The sequence below is a fragment of the Tenacibaculum jejuense genome (assembly GCF_900198195.1).
In the GTDB taxonomy this organism is placed as follows: Bacteria; Bacteroidota; Bacteroidia; order Flavobacteriales; family Flavobacteriaceae; genus Polaribacter; species Polaribacter jejuensis.
In genome coordinates, this window is the sequence record NZ_LT899436.1 from 235491 (window position 1) to 254917 (window position 19427).

The following is a 19427-nucleotide window of genomic DNA, read 5'->3' on the forward strand; positions in this document are numbered from 1 at the left end:
GATCAATTTCGAAATTGTTTGATGAATATATGGCGAACGAAATATCATTACCAAATTTTTGAAATAGATTTAATTTAATTGGATTTATATATGAAGTCAAAAAAGTCAAAAAAGTTTTAAACTAAAACTTATTAATCTTTATTATTGTTTTAAATGTTAACTTAATTTTTGTTTTATGTTTTTATGTGTAATAAAACAAAGGCCTTTTTTTGTTCGTGTTTTAAAAGCAAAGGAAAAATGGTCTTTTTAAGAAGTGAAAAAATTAATTTTATCTTTTTGATAAAAAAATTAATGATTTTTTCAGAATTAAATTTTTAAGTTTTTTGTTGTCAAAAATTGAAATTCAAACAACGTATAATTACCTATATTCGCAATAAAATTTTCAATTGTATGAGTATTGTATATGTTCTTATTGGTTTGGTGCTGTTAGTTTTTGGAGGTGACTTTCTAGTGAAAGCCTCAGTTGGACTTTCTTTTAAATTGAACATATCAAAAATGGTTATAGGTATGACAGTAGTATCTTTTGCTACTTCAGCTCCTGAGTTATTGGTTAGTTTACAAGCGGCTTTAGATGGTTCTCCAGCTATTGCTATTAATAATGTAATTGGGTCTAATATTGCTAATATTGGTTTGGTTTTGGGAGTTACGGCTTTAATAGGTCCTATAGCTGTAAGTAAAGATTTTTATAGGTTAAATTGGCCTGTAATGATGCTTTTTTCATTAGCCATCTTTTACTTTCTTCAAAATGATAATCAGTTAACAAATACAGAAGGAATAACTTTATTCTTAGGTTTGATTGTGTTTTTAATAGTTCTAATAAAGTCAGCAAAAGAAGATGATGCAGATTCAGATGAAGTAGATGATAAGTTAGCTAATACTGGTTATGGTAAAATAGCGATCTGGTTACTAATTGGAGCTGCTGCATTATATTTTGGTTCTGATTTGTTAGTTACTGGTGCAAAAGATTTAGCTGAACGTGTCGGAGTTAGCGAAGGTGTGATTTCTATTACAATGATAGCAATAGGGACTAGTGTGCCTGAGTTAGCTGCTTCTGTAATCGCTGCTGTTAAAGGAGAAAAGGCTATATCTTTAGGGAATTTAATAGGGTCAAATATTTTTAATATTGCTTCTGTTTTAGGTTTAACATCTATGATTAAAACTATTCCTGTTACAGAACCACAAATTTTAACAAGAGATATTTATTGGATGCTAGCATTTGCTTTTGTGATTTTACCTTTAGTGTTTATTCCTGAAAGATTTAAGTTAACTAGATTAAAAGGAGCAGTACTGTTTTTAGGATATTGTGTTTTTATTTATTTAGCTTTCTTATAAAAAACAAAAAACTCACATTAATTAATGTGAGTTTTTTTATCTACAAATGATATTATTTTACTTAATATCTGCGCTTTTTACAGTTTGAACGATTCTTCCTGCTACTTTGTATGGATCAGCATTTGAAGCTGGACGACGATCTTCTAACCATCCTTTCCATCCTTTTTCTACAGTAATAATTGGAATACGGATAGAAGCTCCTCTATCAGATACACCATAGCTAAAATCGTTAATTGAAGCTGTTTCGTGTAATCCTGTTAAACGTTGGTCGTTGTATTCTCCATAAACAGCAATATGCTCTTTAGTTACAGGTCTAAATGCTTCACAAACTTTTTCGTAAGTTTCTTTGCTTCCACAAGTTCTTAATAAAGTGTTTGAGAAGTTAGCATGCATACCAGAACCATTCCAGTCTCCTTTTACTGGTTTTGGGTGATATTCAATATAGAATCCGTATTTCTCAGTTAATCTATCTAATAAGTAACGAGCAACCCAAATTTCATCACCAGCTTTTTTAGCTCCTTTAGCAAATAATTGGAATTCCCACTGCCCTGAAGCAACTTCTTGGTTAATTCCTTCAAAGTTCAAACCAGCAGCAATACATAAATCAGCATGCTCTTCAACAAAATCACGACCATGAGTATTTTTACCTCCTACAGAACAGTAGTACATTCCTTGAGGTCCAGGATAACCACCAATAGGGAAACCTAAAGGTAATTGAGTGTGCGTATCCATAATAAAATACTCTTGCTCAAATCCAAACCAGAAATCATTATCATCATCATCAATAGTAGCTCTTGCATTTGATTCGTGTGGAGTACCATCAGCATTTAAAACTTCAGTCATTACTAAATAACCGTTGTCACGAGCTGGATCAGGATAAATAGCTACAGGCTTTAATAAACAATCAGAGTCTCCTCCTTCAGCTTGTTTTGTAGATGATCCATCAAAAGACCAAATAGGACAGTCTTCTATTTTTCCACTAAAGTCTTCAACAACTTTAGTTTTGCTTCGCATGTTTTGTGTTGGATAATATCCGTCTAACCAAATGTATTCTAATTTAGATTTAGCCATGATTTTTTTATCGTTAATTAGTTTATCATGCAAAAATGTATTTTTTTTCAAACACCCCCAAATTTTTTAGGGTTAAAAAACAGTTATTTTAAAAATAAATAATTTCACCCCTATTTTTTTAGGGTATTAATAGTAATTTTGCTTAAAATTATTAATAATGGCTACAATTAGATTTAATGCATTGCAGGAAACTCTTAACAGAGTACCGGTGTTAGTGGAAGAAAAAGAGCGTCGATCTCAGTTATATGCTAAATATGTATTTAATGAAAAAGCGATGCTTCAATATATGACAGCTGAAGCTTATAGAAGTGTAAGAGATGCTGTAGAGTTCGGACATAAGATAGACAGGAAGATTGCAGATCAAATTGCTGTAAGTATGAAAGATTGGGCTTTATCTAAAGGAGCTACACATTATACACATTGGTTTCAGCCATTAACAGGTTCTACAGCAGAAAAACATGATGCGTTTTTTGAAACCATTGAAGGAGGTAATGCCATGGAATTATTTGATGGAGGAAAATTAGTACAACAAGAACCTGATGCTTCTTCTTTTCCTCATGGAGGAATTCGAAACACTTTTGAAGCTCGTGGTTATACCGCTTGGGATCCTACTTCACCTGCTTTTATTTATGATACTACATTATGTATTCCAACAGTTTTTGTAGCGTATACAGGTGAAGCTTTAGATAATAAAACTCCATTATTAAGAGCGTTACAAGCCGTTGATGATGCTGCAACTGCAGTTTGCAAATATTTTGATAAAAATGTAACCAAAGTCTCAGCTACTCTAGGTTGGGAGCAAGAATATTTTTTAATTGATAAAGCTTTAGCCGCTTCTCGTCCTGATATTATGATGACAGGAAGAACTTTGTTAGGTCATGCTTCAGCAAAAGGGCAACAATTAGATGATCATTATTTTGGTTCAATTCCAACTCGTATTTTAAACTTTATGCGAGATTTAGAGCAAGAATGTATGTTACTTGGAATTCCTGTAAAAACAAGACATAATGAAGTTGCGCCGAATCAGTTTGAGGTTGCACCAATTTTTGAGGAAGCGAACTTAGCTGTTGATCATAATTCATTATTAATGGATTTGATGAAAAAGGTTTCTCAAAAGCATAATTTTAAAGTTTTGTTTCATGAAAAGCCTTTCAAAGGAATTAATGGATCTGGAAAACATAACAATTGGAGTTTAAGTACAAATACTGGAGTCAATTTATTGAGTCCTGGAAAAACTCCAATGAAAAACCTTCAATTTTTAACCTTTTTTGTAAATACAATTAAAGCGGTTTATGAATATGAAGAATTGATTCGAGCTTCTATAGCTAGCGCAGGAAACGATCATCGATTAGGTGCAAATGAAGCTCCGCCAGCAATTATATCTGTTTTTATTGGATCTCAACTTTCACAGGTTTTAGATGAATTAGAGAATGTAACCAAAGGAAAACTTTCACCAAAGGAAAAAACTGATCTAAAACTCAATATTATTGGTAAAATTCCAGAAATTTTATTGGATAATACAGATAGAAATAGAACATCGCCATTTGCGTTTACAGGGAATAAGTTTGAATTAAGAGCTGTTGGTTCTTGGTCGAATTGTGCTGGACCAATGACAGTTTTAAATACGATTATAGCGAAGCAGCTTAAAGATTTTAAAGTAGAAGTTGACAAGTTGGTCGACGGTAAAGGATTGAAAAAAGATGAAGCAGTATTTAATGTATTACGTGAATATATTAAAGCTTCAAAAGATATTCGATTCGAAGGTGATGGTTATGGTGATTCTTGGGAAAAGGAAGCAAAGAAAAGAGGATTGAGTAATCACAGAACCACACCAGAAGCTTTAAAAGCAAAGATTAGTGATAAAAATATTGCTGTTTTTGAAGAAATGAAAGTGATGAATCGTGTGGAGCTAGAAGCTCGTCATGAAATTGAGTTAGAAGAATACGCGAAACGAATTCAGATAGAGAGTAGGGTTTTAGGAGATATTTCTAGAAATCATGTAATTCCTACGGTAATTCAATATCAAAATACATTAATAGAAAATGTAAAAGGATTAAAAGAAATCTTTGGTAATGATTATCAAAAATATGCTTCGGAACAAATAGATTTAATTAAGAGAATATCGAATCATATTGTAGAGATTAATTCTATGATTGAAGATATGACTGATCAACGCAAAAAAGCAAATAAGTTATCTGGTCAAAAGAATGCAGAAGCGTATTGTAATAAGGTGAAGCCATATTTAGAAGATATTCGTTATCATGTAGATAAATTAGAATTATTAGTAGATGATAACTTATGGCCATTAACAAAATATAGAGAGTTATTATTTACTAAATAAGATGTTTTGAAGATCCTACCTTTTACAGAAGAGCATTGGAAACAAGTCACTAAAATTTACGAAGAGGGAATTCAAACAGGAAATGCTACTTTTCGAACTCAGGTTCCAGATTGGGAAACGTGGAATTCTAATTGTCACAAACATAGTCGGTTTGTGTTCATTAGTAAAGAAGAAGTTTTAGGTTGGTATGCGTTGACTCCAGTTTCTGCCAGATTTGAATACAGAGGTGTGGCCGAGGTAAGTGTTTACATTAAACCATCTGTAATAGGGAAAGGTATTGGTTCCTTATTAATGAATAATTTGATCCAATCTTCTGAGGTAAACGGAATTTGGACTTTATATTCAAGTATGTTTCCTGAAAACATAGGAAGTGTTCGTCTTCACGAGAAATTTGGATTTAGAAAAGTTGGTTTTAGAGAAAGAATTGCTGAGCAGAATGGAGTTTGGAGGGATACAGTAATATATGAACGAAGAAGTAAATAACAGTAAATTACTTTGGTAGTCTTACCTTTTAAAGTAATTTTGTGCTCAACAACAACACAAAATAATGAGTCAAGAAGTTTCTAAGAGATACGCACAAAGAGGTGTTTCTGCATCTAAAGAAGATGTACACAATGCGATTAAGAATATCGATAAAGGTTTGTTTCCTAAAGCATTTTGTAAAATCGTACCAGATTATTTAACGAATGATGATGAACATTGTTTAATTATGCATGCAGATGGTGCTGGAACAAAATCATCTTTAGCATATATGTATTGGAAAGAAACTGGAGATGTTTCTGTATGGAAAGGTATTGCTCAAGATGCGTTAATCATGAATATTGATGATTTGTTATGTGTCGGAGCAACAGATAATATTATGTTATCTTCTACTATCGGAAGAAACAAGAATTTAATTCCAGGTGAAGTTTTATCGGCAATTATAAATGGAACGGAAGAGTTAATAGCAGAGTTGAAAGAATTTGGTGTAACAATTCATTCAACTGGTGGTGAAACTGCCGATGTTGGAGATTTAGTACGTACAATTATTGTAGATTCTACGGTAACTGCTCGTATGAAGCGCGAAGATGTAATCGATAATGCTAATATTCAAGCTGGAGATGTAATTGTAGGGTTGGCTTCTTTCGGTCAAGCTTCTTATGAAAAGGAATATAATGGAGGAATGGGAAGTAACGGATTAACTTCCGCTCGTCATGATGTTTTCAATAATTATTTAGCTGAAAAATATCCAGAGAGTTTTGATGCTGCTGTGCCTTCTGATTTAGTGTATTCAGGAAATGTAAAGCTTACTGATGAAGTTGAAAATTCACCAATTGATGCTGGTAAATTAGTGCTTTCTCCAACAAGAACTTATGCACCAATTATTAAAGCGATTTTATCAAAATATAAATCAGACTCGATTCACGGAATGATTCATTGTTCTGGTGGAGCGCAAACAAAAATTTTACACTTTGTAGATAATCTTCATATTGTAAAAGATAATATGTTCGAAATTCCACCATTATTTAAATTGATACAAGAGCAATCGAAAACAGATTGGAAAGAAATGTATCAAGTATTTAATTGCGGACATCGAATGGAGCTTTATGTGAAACCAGATGTTGCTGAAGAAATTATAGCTATTTCAAAATCATTTAATGTAGATGCTCAGATTATAGGTAGAGTAGAAGCTTCAGAAAATAAGAAGTTAACGATTAATAGTGAATTTGGTACTTTTGAGTACTAGAATTGACAAAAAAAATAAAAAAGCTTCGAATTTTCGAAGCTTTTTTATTTGAGTAATTCAAAGTAATAAAAGTGAGACTATGAATATTTTCTTCACATTTATAAGTTTATAGTGACTTCGAATCCTATTGCATCCGAAATAGCTCCGTTTTTAAACTTGCTCTTGTAACTTACATTCCAATCTCGTCTGTCAATTTTAAAGCGAGCAAACATTTCTTTTTTATCATAGTTAAATTCAGCATTAAAAGTAATTGGTTTTGTAATCTCTTTAATAGTCATGTTTGCGTGAATTTTTCCTTTGTTATTTTTAAAATATTCAATAGTTAAGATCTCTAATTTAGCTATAGGATATTTTGGGACATCAAAAAAATCAGGATCCTTTAAATGATTAATTAAACTGTCTTTTCCTTCTTGTTCTTTAATGTCGTTATTGGTCATTGAATTCATATCTATTACAAATTCACCACCAGTAATTTTATTTCCTTTTTTTATAAAAAAACCTTCTTTGAATTGTATATAACCATCATGCCCTCCGAAATGAAAAGTATACTCACCAATCCATCTTATGGTACTGTTTTCAGTATTAATAGTTAATTTTTCTTGAGCTTCAATACCAGTAAGCAAAGAAAATAATGACACAAAAAGAATAATAATTTTTCTCATCGATTTAGATTTTAGATTCTGAGTAAAACTATTTTTGATATTCGTAAAAACTGTCAAATGATTGTAAAAGAAGTGTAAAAACTTGTCAATAAATCCTTAATTATAAGTTGATGTATTTTTGAATTTATGTTTTAGATAATTAACATTAATTTTTTGTGATTTCAGATAAAATTAAATGAGTTGTTGTATCTCCATAATCAATTAACTTATCTATAAATTCTTGTAGATGTAACTGATTTTTTAAAGCTACTTTCATGTGTATATTTTGTGAGCCTGTAATTCTATACGCTTTCTTGATTTCAGAAAATTGCTGAGATTCATTCATGAAGATCTTCAGTTTTCCACTGTATAATTTCAGTATAATAAAAGCTTCTATTCCGTAACCAATTTTCGCATAATCAATATCTGCTGAATATTTTTTAATCACTTCATTGTCTTCAAGCTTTTGAACTCTTTCCCGAACAGCAGAAGGAGATAAATTTATTTTTCTACCTATATCGGCAAATGATATTCTAGAGTTTATTTGTATTTCTTTCAGAATGGAAAGATCTATTTCATCAACCATTGAATCGTTTGTTTGTTTGATTTAAAAAAATGAATTCAACTTGATATTTCATAAAACACAACTGAATTAATTTCCTACTAAAATAATGGGTTTTTAATTTTGAATCAAGATTTTTTATTGATTTTATTTCATGGCCTTAAGTGTTTTTTTAATATTGATATTAGCAATTTTTCTGGGTTTTTTTATACAAACAGTAGTTGGATTTGCTGGTGCTTTAGTTGCTTTACCAATTCTATTGATTGGTATGAGTTTGCAAGACGCAATAGCTTACTTGGCTTTATTTTATTTGTATTCAAGTGTCATCTTAGTTTCTAAGGAATGGAAAAATATAGATAGACCAGTAATTCTTAAATTAGTTTTAGCTACCATTATAGGAGTTGGAATTGGTATTTGGGTGTTGCAGTTTGGAAAACCTTTAATTCTGAAAAAACTCTTAGGTGCTTTTATTCTTTTGTATGTTGCTTACACCACTTTCTTAATCAAAAATGAAGGTGTTAAAAATCCCAAATTAGGCTTTGTGTTTGGGTTATTCGGAGGTTTTTTCTCTGGCTTATTTTCTACTGGCGGACCTTTATATGTTATGGTTGTGAAAAATGATGTTGTTGATATGAAGGTTTTTAGAGCTACAATGATTGGTGTTTTAGGTTTAATTACACTAACTAGAGTTCCTATATTATTTGTACAAGATATACTAACTGTAAATCATGTTTATGATTCATTGTTTGTTATTCCTGTCTTTTTATTAGCAACTTTTTTAGGGAAGAAACTTTATTCTAAACTTAATGAAAAGGCGATGAAAAATATGGTTTTAAGTCTGCTGTTTATTTCAGGAATAGTTTTATTGATAAAGAGCTAAAATTACTTTATTCTATCAAAAACAAAATCAATTGCAAAGTCGTCATTAGCAACTTTGGCTTTTAATTGATTATTCTCTAACCAATAGGAAATTAATTTAGGAAATTCATTACTTGGGTTTTTACAAGTGAATGAGTTTTTAGTGAGTTCAGTGAATTCAAATAAAGTTGGTCTTTGGTTTACTCCAGTAACTTGTAAATATTTATTCCCCTGGATTTCAATAATAGCTAGATTTTCTTTAAAAACAGTATCTTTTTCTTGAAGAGAATATCCAATTCCACTAAAATTTTGATTCCATATTTCAAAAGTTTCTTTTGAATTTTCATTATTAACACGTTTCCATTTTCCTATTAAGAAATCCGGATTAGTAACTTCTTGCTTACAAGACACGATTATTAGAAGAAAAAAAATAAAAAATAGCTGTTTCATATCAAACAATTTTTGTTCATACGCTGATTTCCAGTACAACAAATTTAAAGAAAAGTCGTAAATTCGCACACCAACGAAAAGAATAATGCTAGATAAATTACAGATTGTTAAACAACGTTTCGATGAGGTATCAGATTTAATCATTCAACCGGATATTATTTCTGATCAAAAACGTTATGTTCAGTTAAATAAGGAATATAAAGATTTAGGTAAAGTTGTAAAAAAAGCGGACGAATATCAAACGCTTTTAAACAATATAGATGAGGCTAAAGAAATCATTGCAGACGGAAGTGATGCCGAAATGGTCGAAATGGCTAAAATGGAGATGGATGAAGCTAAAAATAGAATTCCTGCTTTAGAAGAAGAGATCAAATTTTTATTAATTCCTAAAGACCCTGAAGATGGTAAAAATGCTGTAGTTGAATTACGTGCAGGAACAGGAGGAGATGAAGCTAGTATTTTCGCTGGAGACTTATTTAGAATGTATTCTAAGTATTGTGAAGGTAAAGGTTGGAAAGTTTCTATTGTAGATTATAGTGAAGGAACAAATGGTGGATTTAAGGAAATTCAGTTTGAAGTTTCAGGTGAAGATGTCTACGGAACTTTAAAGTTCGAAGCTGGAGTTCATCGTGTACAACGTGTACCTCAAACAGAAACTCAAGGTAGAGTTCATACTTCTGCTGCAACTTGTATGGTTTTTCCTGAAGCTGAAGAGTTTGATGTTGAAATTAATCCAAAAGATGTTCGTATCGATTTCTTCTGTTCATCTGGACCAGGAGGTCAGTCTGTAAATACAACGTATTCAGCAGTTCGTTTAACGCATATTCCAACAGGTTTGGTTGCACAATGTCAGGATCAGAAATCTCAGCATAAAAACAAAGAAAAAGCATTTAAAGTATTACGTTCTCGTTTATATGATTTAGAGTTGGCTAAAAAACAAGCTGAAGATGCAGCAAAAAGAGGTTCTATGGTAACTTCTGGTGATCGTTCGGCTAAGATTAGAACATATAATTATCCACAAGGTCGTGTTACAGATCATAGAATCGGATTAACACTTTACGATTTACAAAATATTGTAAATGGAGATATTCAAAAAATTATAGACGAGCTTATGCTTGCTGAAAATACTTCTAAATTAAAAGAGTTAGGAGAAACAATTTAATAAAGACGCAACCTTTTGGTTGCGTTTTTAGTTTATGAAATATTACTAATGAATTACAGTAGAGATAAAATCATTAACATCGCTTTTTATAATGTTGAAAATCTATTTGATACAATAGATGATCCGTTAACTAATGATGACAAGTTTACACCAACAGGGGAGCGAAAATGGACACATAAAAGGTATTTTAAAAAGCTTCAGAAAATAAGTTATGTAATTTCTCAAATAGGGAAAGATTCATCTAACGAAGCTCCAGCAATTGTTGGTTTAGTTGAGGTAGAAAATACTAAAGTATTGAATGACTTAATTCATCAAAAAAAACTTTTTGAATACGGTTACAGATATATTCATTTTGATTCTAAGGATGAACGAGGAATAGATACAGCTTTACTCTACAGAGATCAATTTTTTGATCCTGTAAATAGTAAAAAAATTCAATTCGATTTTATTGATGAAAATGGAGAAAGAGATCATACAAGAGATGTTTTATTAGTTTCTGGTTTTTTAAATGGAGATTTAATTCACATTATCGTAAATCACTGGCCGTCTAGAAGAGAAGGAGAAGAGATTACTAAGCCTAAAAGAATAAAAGCAGCTCAAGTAGTTAAACAAGTAATTGAAGAAATAAAAGAGGAAGATCAGCAGGCAAAGATTATTATTATGGGAGATTTTAATGATAATCCATCTTCAGAAAGTATTAAAGAGTATTTAGTTTCCGAAGATTTTCATAATCCGATGTTACATCTTCATGCGAAAGGATTAGGTTCTCTGACGTATAAAAAAGAATGGTTTTTATTCGACCAAATTATCGTTTCTAAGAACCTATTTGAAGATGAGGTTGAACACAAGTTCATAGCAGCAAAAATATTTAATAAAAGATGGTTAAAAACTCATAAAGGAAAACGTAAAGGAAGTCCATTTAGAACATATATTGGACCATGGTATAAAGGTGGTTTTTCAGATCACTTTCCCATTTATGCAAGTTTTTTAAAAAAGTAATTTGAAAAAAAAGGTAAAAAAAAACCAGCTGATAAAGCTGGTTTTTTGTTTTATTACTTTATTCTATTACTCAACAGTAACAGACTTTGCTAAGTTTCTAGGTTGATCAACATTCTTTCCTAACATTACAGCTATGTGATATGATAGTAATTGAAAAGGAATTGTTGTTAATAGTGGCGTAAAAGCTTCTTCTGTTTCAGGAATTTCAATTACATGATCTGCTATTTCTTTTACAGTTTCATCACCTTCAGTAACAATTGCAATAATCTTTCCACTTCTCGATTTAATCTCTTGAATATTACTTACTACTTTTTCGTAATGACCTTTTCTTGTTGCAATTACAAAAACAGGCATATTTTCATCAATTAAAGCAATAGGTCCGTGTTTCATCTCAGCAGCAGGATAACCTTCTGCATGGATATAAGAAATTTCTTTAAGTTTTAAAGCACCTTCTAATGCAACTGGGAAATTGAACCCTCTACCTAAATATAAACAGTTTGTTGCGTCTTTGTAATGGTAAGCTATTTCTTGAACCTCTTTGTCTATTTTTAATAAATTCTCTACCTGATTAGGAATTTGCTGCATAGTTTGTAAGTACTTGTTTACAGCAGTTTTAGATAAAGTTCCTTTTGCTTGAGCTAACTTTAAAGAAATTAAAGAAAGAATTGTAATTTGAGTTGTAAATGCTTTTGTAGATGCAACTCCTATTTCCGGTCCGGCATGTGTGTAAGCTCCAGCATGAGTTTCTCTCGCAATAGAAGATCCTACAACATTACAGATTCCAAATACAAATGCTCCTTTAGATTTAGCAAGTTTAATTGCTGCTAATGTATCAGCTGTTTCACCAGATTGTGAAATAGCAATTACAACATCTTTTGGAGTTATAATTGGATTTCTATATCTAAATTCAGAAGCATATTCTACTTCAACAGGAATTCTGGCCATATCTTCAAGAAGATATTCTCCGACTAATCCAGCATGCCAAGATGTACCGCAAGCGATGACAATGATTCTATCGGCATTTAAAAATTTAGAAATATTATCATCAATACCAGCCATTCTAATAATACCTTCATTGGCTAGCATTCTTCCTCTAAATGTATCAGTAATAGCTTTTGGTTGCTCGTAAATTTCTTTTAACATGAAATGATCATAACCACCTTTTTCGATTTGATCTAAATTCAATTTTAATTCTTGAATTTTAGCGTCAACAGGTTTATCATTATCTATCTTACGAACACGTATTCCTCTACCTTTTTTTATGATTGCAAGTTCGCCGTCCTCTAAGTAAACAGCGTCTTTTGTGAATTCAATAAATGGAGAAGCATCAGAAGCAACAAAAAACTCTTCGTTATTTTCACCTACGCCAATAGCTATTGGACTACCTAATCGTGCTACAACTAATTCGTTTGGTTTAGTTTTATCAAAAACAGCAATAGCATATGCACCAATTACATTTGTTAATGCTAATTGAACAGCTTTACCTAATTTACAACCTTCTTTTCTTTTGACTTCTTCAATTAAGTTTACTAAGACTTCAGTATCAGTATCACTTTGAAATTCATAACCTCTAGAAATTAGTTCTTTTCTAATGGTATCATAATTTTCAATAATACCATTGTGAACAATGACTAAATTCCCAGACTGTGAAAAATGTGGATGTGAATTTACATTATTCGGCACACCATGGGTAGCCCATCTTGTGTGTCCAATACCAATTTTACCTTTTTTTCTAGACTCGTCATTATTAGTAATAACCTCAAGATCTGATACTTTACCTTTTGTTTTAGATAAGTTCATCTCTGAACCATCATACATCATTATTCCAGCACTATCATAACCTCGGTATTCGAGTCTTTTAAGGCCATTAATTACTATAGGATAAGCGTTTCGTTCTCCTATGTAACCAGTAATTCCACACATAATTTTTTAGTTTTTTAATTAATTGTTGTCTTTTTCTTCGGTAAATGAAATTGTTAGTTTGGCTCTCTTTTCACCGTTAGTAGCAGAATTATTTAAAATTGTAACTCCTCTAGGATTCCAATTGTAAGTTTCAATATTTAAGTTTCTAATTGTTCCTGTATTTGGATCTATAGCTAGGTCTGTTGGTGTATTGAAAACTCGTAAACCTAAAGGAGAATTTTCTGTTATTTCCCCAGATATTAAATCAGATATATAGTCTGTTATTCCAAATGAATATGAGCTAGGTTTAGAATCTTCTAATTGTAGTCTACCACCAAATAAATCAGGTCCTTCAGTTATCGCATCAAGGATTTGTTGATCACCTTCAGATGTTTGTCTGAATAATAACATCTGTAAAGGAACAGAAGTAGTGTCCCTAGATGCATCAATATTAAATGTTAATGTTGCATCATTAATTAGAATGTTTCTATTTCTTAAATTTTGAAGTTCACTACCATTTAAAATATTAATCCTAGCCATACTTCCAGCCGTTCCTTGGATATTGAAACTATTTGAAGGAGGTGTATTTTGAATAGGAGACATTGAGTATTTACTGTTTCGTACTCTATCTAAAGGAAATGTGTAGGCTCTCGCCAATGTGTCTTTTAAACTCAAGGCAGTTTCTCCTTCTTTTATTTCGTAACGTGTAATTGTATAATAAAATTCTACAGCAGCAGAAGAAGTATTTCCAGATAATTGAAACGGTATAAGAGATCCTGCAGTTGCATTAGTTTCTACTTTAATTCCTTTGAAGAAATTATTGAATGTAACTGAATTTTCAAATTCTGGGCCACTGAATTTATCCCAAAACATAGCTCTCATTTTATCAGTATCTAAAGGAACTGCTAAAAACGGATTAGGAGCAGAGTTAGTATTCCCATTATTTAGTCTAATGGTATCTCTGTATGTCCCATTAACATTACCCATAACATCACTAACACTTCTTGTAATTACATACATTGTATCGTTAGGACTTGGTGAAAATTCAAAACCTAGATCTTCATTCAAAACTTCTGTACCAGCATAATTAGCATCTGATTGAAAACTATTCGTTTCTGTAGGATTGTTTGGATCCAATGTGTTTAAGAAAGTTTCATTCACAACGACTGATAAAGGCATTTTTACAGTTGCATCACCTAGAATAGAATCTAATCTAAATCTTGGGATATTATCAGCAGTTGTTCTAATGTTGGTAGCGGTATAAGGAAGTTTTAAAATTACTCTATCTAATTGAAAAAAAGAATCTATTTTTCTTGCTTGAGTTTCTTCATCAACTGCACTTTTTCGATCTACTGTTTGTGGATTTGGAGTAGCTACACTTAATTGACTAACAAAAGAAGCATTGATCGATTTGTAATCACTATTGTTGTAAACACCAAACCAATATTCTCCTAATGCCCCTATTGTGATATTATCAGCGCGTACAGAACTAATGTCCATTGGCGTAATTTCAACTTCAAGTGTTATTTTATCAGTACTAAATTCATTATTACTGATCACGTTACCTCCAATTTCTCTAAAATCTTTTTCACAAGACATCATCAATATGAAGCTTATGAAAGTTAGAGATGCATAAAAAATCTTTTTCATTATAAAAATTTGATAAATTAAGAATCCTGAAGCTCTAATACACTTTCTTTGTAGAAATCTAAGTAAGCTTCTGTTAAATACTCTTCAGATTGGTAGTCAAGAACAGTAACGCCACTTTCAGAGATGAATTGCTCTAAATCTTCAGAAAAATCAGAACTTCCTTTAATAATAGCATCCGAATTTAAGATTGCGTTCCTTAAAATATTTTCTTGATTTGGAGTTTGAAGATGAGATACAGTGTCGTTGTCTATTTTATCAAACTTTACTTTGTCAATAAGTTTGGGGTTTAATTCACCTGGAAACTCATTACTATATAAAGAAGTAACAATTTTACTTTCACTGAATAAAGGTTCTTCTCTATAAAACTCTTTTAAGTAAAGAGGTAATAAAGAAGCCATCCATCCGTGAACGTGAATTATATCTGGAGCCCAATTTAATTTCTTTACGGTTTCTACTACACCTTTAGCAAAGAAAATCATTCTTTCATCATTATCGTCGAATAATTTATCATCTTCATCCGTGTAAATAGCTTTACGCTTAAAGTATTCATCGTTATCAATGAAGTATACTTGCATTCTTTCTTTAGGAATAGAAGCTACTTTTATGATTAAAGGCATATCCATATCGTCTATGATAAGATTCATCCCTGATAAACGAATTACTTCGTGTAGTTGATGCCTTCTTTCGTTGATAACCCCAAAACGAGGCATAAAAATTCGCGTTTGAACCCCCTTAGAATGTGCATATTTAGCAACATTAAACGCCGTAGATGATAATTCTGTTTCTGGTAAATATGGAATTACTTCCGAAGAAACATATAATATTCTCTTATCCTTCATTAAATCGAACTCTTTATAAAGCGGCAAAACTACGAAATTTTATGCTAAAATCCTGTTAAATTGCTAATTTTGCTCTTGTTCTAATAATTTTACACATGAAAATATTCAAGTCTAAATCAGATTTAAAAAGCTATATTTCACTAAAAAAAGAAGAAGGAAATTCAATCGGATTTGTACCTACCATGGGGGCGCTTCACAAAGGACATTTGTCTTTGGTAAAGAGAGCAATAAAGAAAAACGACGTTACAATTGTAAGCATTTTTGTAAACCCAACTCAATTCGATAAGAAAGAAGATTTAGATAATTACCCGAAAACGTTTGAGAAAGATGTTGAATTATTGAAAAGTGTAAATTGTGATGCCGTATTTGTTCCTGCTGTTAATGAAATTTATGGGGATAATGTGAATTCTGAAGCTTTTGATTTTGATGGATTAGAACATCAAATGGAAGGGAAATTTAGAGATGGACATTTTGATGGTGTTGGAACTATCGTTAAAGCTTTGTTTGAAATCGTAGCACCAAATGTTGCGTACTTTGGAAAGAAAGATTTTCAACAACTTCAAATCATTAAAAAAATGGTGGAGAAATTAAATCTTCCAATCAGAATAAAAGGAATGCCGATTTTCAGAGAAAAAGATGGTTTGGCAATGAGTTCAAGAAATACAAGATTAACTCCTGAACACAGAGAAGCAGCACCTTTTATCCATAAAACTTTAAAAAAAGCTAGAAAAAAAATTGGCACAAAAAATGTAACGGAAATAACAAAATGGGTAGAGAATCAATTTAAAAAACATCCACTTCTAGAATTAGAGTATTTTATTATAGCTGAAGAAAAAACGTTACAAACTGCTGAAAATTTTGATGCTACAAAAAGATACCGTGCATTTATTGCCGTATTTGCTGGAGAAATTAGATTGATAGACAATGTCCGATTCAAAAACAATTAAAATAATTAAAGAATAAATTCCTTAAAAACAGTATTTTTGTCGCATGTTAGTACAAGTTGTAAAATCTAAAATTCACCGAGTTAAAGTAACAGGTGCAGATTTAAATTATATCGGGAGCATCACTATAGATGAAGATTTAATGGATGCCGCTGGAATCATAGAAGGAGAGCGAGTTCAAATCGTAAATAATAATAACGGAGAGCGTTTAGAGACTTACGCAATTCCAGGACCAAGGAAAAGTGGAGAAATTACATTAAATGGAGCTGCTGCTAGAAGAGTTCAAAAAGGAGATGTTTTAATCTTAATTGTATATGGATTCTTAGAGTTAGAAGAAGCAAAAAAATTTAAGCCTCAACTAGTATTTCCTAACGAGGAAACAAATTTATTAGAGTAGTTTGAATACTTCACAAAAGAAAATTTTAAAAATAATTTTACCTCTCATTTTGGGAGGTTTTTTAGTTTGGTATTCTTTGTCGGGAATGGACAAAGACAAAATGATCGGCTACGTAAAATCTGCTAATTATGGTTGGATTATTTTAGGACTTTTTTTTGGAGTTTTAAGCCATTTATCTAGAGCGTATCGTTGGAAATTTTTATTACAACCAATGGGTTATAAACCAGATTTTGGTAATAGTACCATGGCAGTTATTATTGCTTATTTGGTGAATTTAGCTGTACCAAGAGCAGGCGAGGTTTCTAGAGCTTTAGTCATGACAAATTACGAAGATATACCTTTCGAAAAAGGATTTGGAACTATCGTTGCAGAACGAATGGCAGATTTACTAATGATGCTCATAGTTATTGCGATCACTTTATTTGTTCAATTTGATTTCATTTATAATTTATTAACCAAGAACTTTAATCCAGTTAAAATTATTATTCTTTTAGCCGGACTAATTGTTGGTTTTTTAATTTTTACTAGATACGTAAAGAAAGCAAATTCAGGAATTGGATTAAAAATCAAAAATTTTGTCAACGGATTGATAGAAGGCGCTACTAGTATTTTTAAGATGGAAAATAAATGGGCTTTTATTTTTCATACTGTATTTATCTGGGTAATGTATGTCGCCATGTTTTGGGTAACCATTCCATCGATAGAGGGTTTAAAAGTTCCTTTTGGAGCAGTTTTAATCGGTTTTATTGCTGGTGGATTTAGCATCGCAGCAACCAATGGAGGAATAGGATTATATCCTATAGCTGTAGCTGGTGCATTTATGTTATTTGGTGTTGAAAAAGATCCTAGTGAAGCTTTCGGTTGGATAATGTGGACTGCGCAGACTTTAATGATTGTAGTATTTGGCGGACTAGCTTTTTTACTACTACCTATTTATAACAAGGCAAAATAGTTTTTTGTCTAAAGTTGAAGGTAAAAATAGACTTGAAATGCAATAAAGATTTTGGGATTAGGTTTGTGTTTTAAATAACTGATAACTGATAACTGATAACTGATAACTGATAACTGATAACTGATAACTGATAACTGATAACTGATAACTGATAACTGATAACTGATAACTGATAACTGATAACTGATTTCATGCCAAAAACAAAAACAACTTTTTTCTGTCAGAATTGTGGAGCGCAACACGCGCAATGGGTAGGACAATGTCCGAATTGTAAACAATGGAATACAGTTGTAGAAGAAGTAATCCAAAAAGAAGAAAAGAGAAATTGGAAAACACCTTCAAATACACAAAAAGTTGTTTCTAAACCTAGAAGAATTCAAGAAATTGAATTGAATACAGAAGAGCGAATTATTACTCGAAATAATGAGTTAGATGTAGTTTTAGGTGGTGGATTGGTAAAAGGTTCTATCACGTTATTAGGTGGTGAACCAGGAATTGGTAAATCAACATTATTACTGCAAGTTGCTTTACAAATTCCGCAGAAGGTATTGTATGTTTCTGGAGAAGAAAGTCAATCGCAAATTAAAATGCGAGCTGAACGTTTGCAAAATGAAGATTCAAATTGCTTGATTTTAACAGAAACAAATACACAACAAATCTTTAGAAATGTAGAAGAAGTTCAGCCTGATGTTTTAGTCATAGATTCTATCCAAACATTATACACGAATAATATTGAAGCTTCACCAGGAAGTATTTCTCAAATTAAAGAAACTTCCGCTGAGTTGATCAAATTTGCGAAAGAAACAAATACACCAGTTTTATTAATCGGACACATTAATAAAGACGGAAATATAGCGGGACCAAAAATCTTAGAACATATGGTAGATGTTGTGCTTCAGTTTGAAGGAGACAGAAATCATACCTATAGAATTTTACGTTCTCAAAAAAACAGATTTGGTTCTACAGCAGAATTAGGAATTTATGAAATGTTATCCGACGGTTTACGTGAAGTTAAAAATCCATCAGAGATTTTAATTTCAGAAAAAGATACCGATTTAAGTGGAACAGCAATTGCTTCAACTTTAGAAGGTGTTCGTCCGTTAATGATAGAAATTCAAGCTTTAGTAAGTACTGCAGTTTATGGAACTCCACAAAGATCTACTACCGGTTATAATTTAAAACGTTTACATATGATTCTGGCTGTTTTAGAGAAACGAGCTGGATTTAAACTTGGTGCAAAAGATGTGTTCTTAAACGTTACTGGAGGTATTTATATCGACGATCCTGCAATAGATTTAGCTGTTGTGGCAGCAATTCTTTCTTCAAATCAAGATATTGCAATTAATCCAGATGTATGTTTCGCTGCAGAAGTAGGTTTAGCAGGAGAAATTCGTCCTGTTTCTAAAATCGATCAACGTATAGTTGAAGCAGAAAAGTTAGGTTATAAAACATTTGTAACTTCAAAATACAATAAGATTACATCTAAAAATCATTCGATTAAACTCATTTTAGTGGGTAAGATAGAAGACGCTTTTGCTACATTGTTTGCATAATTTTTTTACTTTGTTGAAACCCTTTATTTTTTTCTTCGTTATTAAGGG

The 19427-nt window shown here is 31.5% G+C and carries 18 protein-coding genes; 11 read left to right on the forward strand and 7 right to left on the reverse strand.

All coding sequences use genetic code 11. The features are described from left to right. Nucleotides 1-390: 390 nt before the first annotated feature. A complete protein-coding gene (locus tag AQ1685_RS01105; protein WP_095068894.1) occupies nt 391-1332 on the forward strand; it encodes a calcium/sodium antiporter in 942 nt (313 codons plus the stop codon). Nucleotides 1333-1389: 57 nt separating this feature from the next. Here the strand turns inward: AQ1685_RS01105 and AQ1685_RS01110 are convergent, their stop codons facing one another. Then, complete coding sequence (locus AQ1685_RS01110) at nt 1390-2403, reverse strand: glutamine synthetase beta-grasp domain-containing protein (RefSeq protein WP_095068895.1); 1014 nt, start codon at nt 2401-2403, stop codon at nt 1390-1392. 157 nt (nt 2404-2560) lie between these two features. On the opposite strand from AQ1685_RS01110, the gene AQ1685_RS01115 reads away from it, so the two are divergent. The 3 genes from AQ1685_RS01115 to AQ1685_RS01125 all read left to right on the forward strand — a co-directional run bounded on the left by AQ1685_RS01115 (nt 2561) and on the right by AQ1685_RS01125 (nt 6470). Beyond that, nucleotides 2561-4744, forward strand: a complete 2184-nt coding sequence (locus AQ1685_RS01115) for a glutamine synthetase III family protein (protein WP_095068896.1) — start codon at nt 2561-2563, stop codon at nt 4742-4744. A 6-nt stretch (nt 4745-4750) separates the two neighbouring features. Beyond that, nucleotides 4751-5227, forward strand: a complete 477-nt coding sequence (locus AQ1685_RS01120) for a GNAT family N-acetyltransferase (RefSeq protein WP_095068897.1) — start codon at nt 4751-4753, stop codon at nt 5225-5227. Between the two features lie 64 nt (nt 5228-5291). Then, nucleotides 5292-6470 carry an AIR synthase related protein gene (locus AQ1685_RS01125; RefSeq protein ID WP_095068898.1) on the forward strand — a complete coding sequence of 393 codons (1179 nt, stop codon included), beginning with the start codon at nt 5292-5294 and terminating at the stop codon, nt 6468-6470. A 98-nt stretch (nt 6471-6568) separates the two neighbouring features. Here the strand turns inward: AQ1685_RS01125 and AQ1685_RS01130 are convergent, their stop codons facing one another. Both AQ1685_RS01130 and AQ1685_RS01135 read right to left on the reverse strand, forming a co-directional pair. Beyond that, complete coding sequence (locus tag AQ1685_RS01130; protein WP_095068899.1) at nt 6569-7132, reverse strand: YceI family protein; 564 nt, start codon at nt 7130-7132, stop codon at nt 6569-6571. A 145-nt stretch (nt 7133-7277) separates the two neighbouring features. After that, a complete protein-coding gene (locus tag AQ1685_RS01135) occupies nt 7278-7697 on the reverse strand; it encodes an Lrp/AsnC family transcriptional regulator (protein ID WP_095068900.1) in 420 nt (139 codons plus the stop codon). A 154-nt stretch (nt 7698-7851) separates the two neighbouring features. On the opposite strand from AQ1685_RS01135, the gene AQ1685_RS01140 reads away from it, so the two are divergent. Then, complete coding sequence (locus AQ1685_RS01140; RefSeq protein ID WP_317042153.1) at nt 7852-8553, forward strand: sulfite exporter TauE/SafE family protein; 702 nt, start codon at nt 7852-7854, stop codon at nt 8551-8553. A 2-nt stretch (nt 8554-8555) separates the two neighbouring features. On the opposite strand, the gene AQ1685_RS01145 is transcribed toward AQ1685_RS01140, so the two are convergent. Continuing rightward, nucleotides 8556-8981: a hypothetical protein gene (locus tag AQ1685_RS01145; protein ID WP_157730039.1), complete on the reverse strand. Its 426-nt coding sequence runs from the start codon at nt 8979-8981 to the stop codon at nt 8556-8558. 85 nt (nt 8982-9066) lie between these two features. Between AQ1685_RS01145 and prfA the strand changes: the two genes are divergently transcribed. Then, entirely contained in the window at nt 9067-10143 is a 1077-nt protein-coding gene (prfA, locus tag AQ1685_RS01150) for a peptide chain release factor 1 (protein ID WP_095068903.1), read from the forward strand. A 48-nt stretch (nt 10144-10191) separates the two neighbouring features. Then, a complete protein-coding gene (locus AQ1685_RS01155) occupies nt 10192-11142 on the forward strand; it encodes an endonuclease/exonuclease/phosphatase family protein (RefSeq protein WP_095068904.1) in 951 nt (316 codons plus the stop codon). A gap of 66 nt (nt 11143-11208) precedes the next feature. Here the strand turns inward: AQ1685_RS01155 and glmS are convergent, their stop codons facing one another. The 3 genes from glmS to AQ1685_RS01170 are packed head-to-tail and all read right to left on the reverse strand — an operon-like array spanning nt 11209 to nt 15533. Then, nucleotides 11209-13065 carry a glutamine--fructose-6-phosphate transaminase (isomerizing) gene (glmS, locus tag AQ1685_RS01160; RefSeq protein ID WP_095068905.1) on the reverse strand — a complete coding sequence of 619 codons (1857 nt, stop codon included), beginning with the start codon at nt 13063-13065 and terminating at the stop codon, nt 11209-11211. Between the two features lie 18 nt (nt 13066-13083). Continuing rightward, nucleotides 13084-14694: a DUF4270 family protein gene (locus AQ1685_RS01165; RefSeq protein ID WP_095068906.1), complete on the reverse strand. Its 1611-nt coding sequence runs from the start codon at nt 14692-14694 to the stop codon at nt 13084-13086. 17 nt (nt 14695-14711) lie between these two features. Then, a complete protein-coding gene (locus AQ1685_RS01170; protein WP_095068907.1) occupies nt 14712-15533 on the reverse strand; it encodes a glycogen/starch synthase in 822 nt (273 codons plus the stop codon). A 95-nt stretch (nt 15534-15628) separates the two neighbouring features. Here AQ1685_RS01170 and panC point away from each other — a divergent pair, with 95 nt between their 5' ends. The 4 genes from panC (at nt 15629) to radA (ending at nt 19379) form a co-directional block, all read left to right on the forward strand. Then, nucleotides 15629-16480: a pantoate--beta-alanine ligase gene (gene panC, locus AQ1685_RS01175; RefSeq protein WP_095068908.1), complete on the forward strand. Its 852-nt coding sequence runs from the start codon at nt 15629-15631 to the stop codon at nt 16478-16480. Between the two features lie 43 nt (nt 16481-16523). After that, nucleotides 16524-16874 carry an aspartate 1-decarboxylase gene (gene panD / locus AQ1685_RS01180; RefSeq protein WP_075344580.1) on the forward strand — a complete coding sequence of 117 codons (351 nt, stop codon included), beginning with the start codon at nt 16524-16526 and terminating at the stop codon, nt 16872-16874. Between the two features lies 1 nt (nt 16875). Then, on the forward strand, nt 16876-17826 hold the full coding sequence (locus tag AQ1685_RS01185; protein ID WP_095068909.1) for a lysylphosphatidylglycerol synthase transmembrane domain-containing protein: 951 nt from the start codon (nt 16876-16878) through the stop codon (nt 17824-17826). Nucleotides 17827-18017: 191 nt separating this feature from the next. Next, nucleotides 18018-19379, forward strand: coding sequence for a DNA repair protein RadA (gene radA, locus AQ1685_RS01190; RefSeq protein WP_095068911.1), 1362 nt, complete (start codon nt 18018-18020; stop codon nt 19377-19379). Nucleotides 19380-19427: the final 48 nt, after the last annotated feature.

Bases quoted from the DNA above. Each gene is read 5' to 3' on its own strand.
- AQ1685_RS01165 (WP_095068906.1), bottom strand. From the start codon at position 14,694: ATGAAAAAGATTTTTTATGCATCTCTAACTTTCATAAGCTTCATATTG.
- AQ1685_RS01135 (WP_095068900.1), bottom strand. From the start codon at position 7,697: ATGGTTGATGAAATAGATCTTTCCATTCTGAAAGAAATACAAATAAAC.
- AQ1685_RS01170 (WP_095068907.1), bottom strand. From the start codon at position 15,533: ATGAAGGATAAGAGAATATTATATGTTTCTTCGGAAGTAATTCCATAT.
- panC (WP_095068908.1), top strand. From the start codon at position 15,629: ATGAAAATATTCAAGTCTAAATCAGATTTAAAAAGCTATATTTCACTA.
- glmS (WP_095068905.1), bottom strand. From the start codon at position 13,065: ATGTGTGGAATTACTGGTTACATAGGAGAACGAAACGCTTATCCTATA.
- AQ1685_RS01125 (WP_095068898.1), top strand. From the start codon at position 5,292: ATGAGTCAAGAAGTTTCTAAGAGATACGCACAAAGAGGTGTTTCTGCA.
- prfA (WP_095068903.1), top strand. From the start codon at position 9,067: ATGCTAGATAAATTACAGATTGTTAAACAACGTTTCGATGAGGTATCA.
- panD (WP_075344580.1), top strand. From the start codon at position 16,524: ATGTTAGTACAAGTTGTAAAATCTAAAATTCACCGAGTTAAAGTAACA.
- AQ1685_RS01110 (WP_095068895.1), bottom strand. From the start codon at position 2,403: ATGGCTAAATCTAAATTAGAATACATTTGGTTAGACGGATATTATCCA.
- AQ1685_RS01155 (WP_095068904.1), top strand. From the start codon at position 10,192: ATGAATTACAGTAGAGATAAAATCATTAACATCGCTTTTTATAATGTT.
- AQ1685_RS01105 (WP_095068894.1), top strand. From the start codon at position 391: ATGAGTATTGTATATGTTCTTATTGGTTTGGTGCTGTTAGTTTTTGGA.
- AQ1685_RS01115 (WP_095068896.1), top strand. From the start codon at position 2,561: ATGGCTACAATTAGATTTAATGCATTGCAGGAAACTCTTAACAGAGTA.
- AQ1685_RS01130 (WP_095068899.1), bottom strand. From the start codon at position 7,132: ATGAGAAAAATTATTATTCTTTTTGTGTCATTATTTTCTTTGCTTACT.
- radA (WP_095068911.1), top strand. From the start codon at position 18,018: ATGCCAAAAACAAAAACAACTTTTTTCTGTCAGAATTGTGGAGCGCAA.
- AQ1685_RS01145 (WP_157730039.1), bottom strand. From the start codon at position 8,981: ATGAAACAGCTATTTTTTATTTTTTTTCTTCTAATAATCGTGTCTTGT.